Raw genomic sequence first — 3767 nt, forward strand, 5'->3', positions numbered from 1 at the left:
AAGGCGAATCGGGAACTGCAAAATCTCATACGCGATAATGGCGAATTATCACGTGGGATACCTTCTTGCGGGAGGGCCGATGCTGGCTTCCAGTACGAAACCGCAAACTATCGCCTCGTTCCCGAGGGCCCGTGCGAGCCCCGCAAATGGCATCCACCGCCAGCCCACCCCGCGCTCGTGCGGTGCTCGGCTTCCCTAGACCGAACCGGTGGCACGCGCGGACTCATGCGAACGCTCAACGATGTGACCAGGCCTTGTAAGCAGAAACGAGCAGAAGCACGACGAGAATCCTCAACAAGGCCCCGACCGAAACCAACCCGAGGCTGGCCCCGCCAAGAGCAGCGCCGGCGATCGAACCAAGCGCCAATACGAAGACGAAGCGCGCGTTCTCTCGCAAGACGACAAAGCTTTGGTCTCGGCTATAGCGTGCGAAGCCGACCAGCATCGTCGGCAGGCTCACCGCCAGCGACAGGCTCCCGGCGAGCTTGACGTCAATGCCGAACAGGATGACGAGCGTGGGAATCAGCAGCTCGCCGCCAGCGACGCCGAGCAAGGATGCGACCGCGCCAATCGCAAGTCCTGCGACCACGCCACAGACCAGAAGCCATGGCCCGTTGACGAGCGGCTCGTGAGCGGAGCTTCCATGTCCGAACAACAGCATTGCGGCAATGCACACCAGCAGACCCGCGATCACGCGTCGCAGGGTCGTGTCCGAAATCCTCGTGGCCCAGCCGGCGGCAAACCAAGCGCCCACAAGACTGCCCGCCAGGAGATTGGCGATTACGCTCCAGTGCGCTGCGATCTGGCTCCACGGCACAGCGCTGCTGCGAAACACTAGGGCCGACGCCACCACGACAAGGCTGGTCGCCTTGTTCAAAATCACGGCACGAAGCGGTGCGAAACCGAATACCTGCAGCAGAATCGGCAACCGAAACTCTGCGCCGCCCAAGCCAATGAGCCCGCCAAGCGTGCCGACTATCGCGCCGCTGAAGAAGGTGGCGACGGTTCGCTGGTTGGCTGAGTCGGAACGGTTGATATTCATGGTCGGTGGCGAAGCGGCATGACATGGATGAGGCGGAGATCCAGGTCAACCCAGTACGACTGACCGATTCCCGGTTCCAGCCGCGCCGGGCCAGAGAGCGTCAGCCGTATGACTGCACCTGGCATCTCCGCCAGGGCCAGGGAGACGAGGGAAATCTCGCCAACGTGACGTGCTTCCGTGACCGTCGCCAGAAAAGCCCCGTCCTGAGCCCACAGTGGTTCCGGGGACAGCGCGATACCGTCATTCGGAATGACCCAAGTGACCGGCTGGCCGGCAGGGATCCGACCCTTGTCCCGAACGGTCAGGATGGGCGCGGCATCACCGCCGCCGGCGACGTCCCAACGCAGCAGACCCCAGCCGGGTGCCGCAGCGGGGCCTAGCCACCGCCCGCTGAAATGGTTCTGTACGCCGACCAGCTCCGCGACGCGCGCATTGCGCGGCGCGAAATGGACGGTGTCAGGTGTGCCCTGTTGCAGGATTCGCCCGGCATCAAGCACGACCAGTTGATCGGCCAAGAGACGAGCTTCAGCCAGATCGTGCGTAACCAGGACAATGGGAATGGCCAATTCGCGCCTGAGGTCCGCCAGCAGCGAATAGAGCGAGCGCCGACTCATCTGATCCACCGCCGAGAACGGCTCATCAAGCAGCAACAGGCGAGGCTGTCGCGCCAGCGCCCGGGCTACTGCGACGCGCTGCTGCTGGCCTCCGGAGAGTGCCACGGGGCGGCGGCCCTGCTCATCGGGCGTCAAGTGCATGTGCTCCAGCCACCGACAGGCCTCTTGCCGGCGGGCGTGCCGAGGCAAATGCAGAAGCGATAGGCAGACATTGTCCAGCGCGCTCATGTGCGGCATCAAGGCGTAGTTCTGGAACACCAAGCCGACATGACGATGACGCGCTGGCACGAAAACACCGCGTGCCGTATCGCACCAGACCTCTCCGCCCACGCAAACGCGGCCGCGCTCAGGCCGCATCAGCCCGGCCAGCACCCGCATCATCGAACTCTTGCCGGCGCCCGAGGGGCCGACCACGGCAAGCAGCTCCCCGGGGTGGCAACGAAACGCCCCCGCCAGCGGCATGGGCCGGTGTTGCTCGATCTCGAAGTCGAGTGCCAGGTGCGTCTGTGACGTCGTGTCGCCGCTCATCGCCTTGCCGTCAGTCTGGTCGACGCAAATAGCGAGCTTGCGACGGCGCCCAGCGACAGCACCACCAGCAGCAATGCCATGTGGTTGGCAGCCGTAAGATCAAACGCTTGGACGCGATCATAGATAGCGATCGCGATGGTCTTGGTCTCACCGGGAATGCTCCCGCCGATCATCAGCACGACACCGAATTCGCCCAGCGTATGCACGAACGTGAGCACCATGGCCGATAGGACGCCGGGCCATGCGAGCGGCAGTTCGACGCGCCAGAACGTCTGCCAGCCATTCAGGCCGCTTACGGCCGCCGCCTCACCCAGCTGTCGAGGGATGGCCTCGAAGGCCCGCTGCACCGGCTGCACCAGAAACGGCACATTGAACACGATGGAAGCCAGCACCAGCCCCAGGAAATTGAAGGTCAATCGGAGATTGAAAGCCTGCGCAACCCAGGCACCGAGCGGTGACGCACTGCCAAGCGACGAAAGAAGGTAGTACCCCAGCACCGTCGGCGGCAGGACCAGGGGCAACACAACCAGCGCCTCGATCCAGGCTTTCCCCGTAAACGCCGTGTAGGCAAGCCAACGGCCCAGGCACAGGCCCGCCGGTAGCAGTATCGCGAGCGTGACGGCCGCGAGTTGCAGGGAAAGGGATAGCGCTTGCCAATCCATGCTGCTGCTCGGTCAGCGTTCCTTGGGCATGGCAAAGCCGTAACGCACCATGATCTCCTGTGCGGGTGCGCTGGCTAGGTAGTCGTAGAAGGCTCGTGCCGCAGGCGGCGCATCCTTGACCAGCACCATGCGCTGCCTGAGGGGTTGATGCCAATCCTCGGGGATCAGCGCAAAGTCACCGAGTGCTGCCATGGCTGGTGCCTTGGCCAAGGACAGTGCGATGATGCCCCCCTGCGTGGAACCCGAAGTGGCGAACTGGGCCGTCTGCGAGATGTTCTCGCCGAGGACTAACTTGGACTGGATATTCGTCCACAGGCCGGCATGCTGCAGCGCCTCGCGAGCCCTGGCCCCGTAGGGGGCATGCTCGGGATTGGCGATGGCGAATTTCTGCAGGCGGCCGTCCTTGAGCGCAGCCGCCAGGTCGACGAGCTCGCCGTCGGGCTTGAGCGACGAGCCCTTGGGCACAATGATGCCGATGCGGCCCACCGCGTACAGACGTCCTCGATCCACCGTCTTGCCTGCCTCAGCGAGCTTGAAGACAAACGCCTCATCCGCGGACATGAACACGTGGAACGGCGCCCCTTGCACGATCTGGGAATAGAAATTGCCGGATGAGCCGAACACCAGGCGGATCTTCTGGCCAGTATCGTGCTCGAAGCGGGCCGAGACCTCTTCCAACGCAAACTTCAGATCGGAAGCTGCAGCCACCGTCGCCTGGGGCTGGGCGAACGACGGCGTGCCAAACGCGGCAACAGCAATGGATGCGGCCAGCCACAAGGTGAATCGACGGCGTTGCATGACCATCCTTGAGAATGGGGTTGTGGAAGCGATATCTTTTCTGGAAGATATCGCCTGCGCAGTATAACGGGGTCATGCCAAGATAAGGCCAATTCGCTATCATAAGCCCGCCAGTTATGTAGA

Annotated in this window: 4 protein-coding genes; all 4 read right to left on the reverse strand. The window is 63.3% G+C overall.

Annotation, left to right across the window (positions count from 1 at the left end; all coding sequences use genetic code 11):
* Nucleotides 1–235: 235 nt before the first annotated feature.
* The 4 genes from QZ609_RS25250 to modA are packed head-to-tail and all read right to left on the reverse strand — an operon-like array spanning nt 236 to nt 3644.
* Complete coding sequence (locus tag QZ609_RS25250; protein WP_182611489.1) at nt 236–1042, reverse strand: sulfite exporter TauE/SafE family protein; 807 nt, start codon at nt 1040–1042, stop codon at nt 236–238.
* Entirely contained in the window at nt 1039–2184 is a 1146-nt protein-coding gene (locus QZ609_RS25255) for an ABC transporter ATP-binding protein (protein WP_182611488.1), read from the reverse strand. Before QZ609_RS25255 ends, QZ609_RS25250 begins: the two co-directional genes overlap by 4 nt.
* Nucleotides 2181–2846 (reverse strand): molybdate ABC transporter permease subunit, encoded by a 666-nt coding sequence (gene modB, locus QZ609_RS25260; protein WP_182611487.1) that lies wholly within the window; start codon nt 2844–2846, stop codon nt 2181–2183. Before modB ends, QZ609_RS25255 begins: the two co-directional genes overlap by 4 nt.
* Nucleotides 2847–2858: 12 nt before the next feature.
* Nucleotides 2859–3644 carry a molybdate ABC transporter substrate-binding protein gene (gene modA / locus QZ609_RS25265; RefSeq protein ID WP_182611486.1) on the reverse strand — a complete coding sequence of 262 codons (786 nt, stop codon included), beginning with the start codon at nt 3642–3644 and terminating at the stop codon, nt 2859–2861.
* Between the last annotated feature and the right edge of the window lie 123 nt (nt 3645–3767).

Origin of the sequence: uncultured Ralstonia sp. (assembly GCA_913056305.1) — a bacterium.
In the GTDB taxonomy this organism is placed as follows: Bacteria; Pseudomonadota; Gammaproteobacteria; order Burkholderiales; family Burkholderiaceae; genus Ralstonia.

Bases quoted from the DNA above. Each gene is read 5' to 3' on its own strand.
- QZ609_RS25250 (WP_182611489.1), bottom strand. From the start codon at position 1,042: ATGAATATCAACCGTTCCGACTCAGCCAACCAGCGAACCGTCGCCACC.
- modA (WP_182611486.1), bottom strand. From the start codon at position 3,644: ATGCAACGCCGTCGATTCACCTTGTGGCTGGCCGCATCCATTGCTGTT.
- modB (WP_182611487.1), bottom strand. From the start codon at position 2,846: ATGGATTGGCAAGCGCTATCCCTTTCCCTGCAACTCGCGGCCGTCACG.
- QZ609_RS25255 (WP_182611488.1), bottom strand. From the start codon at position 2,184: ATGAGCGGCGACACGACGTCACAGACGCACCTGGCACTCGACTTCGAG.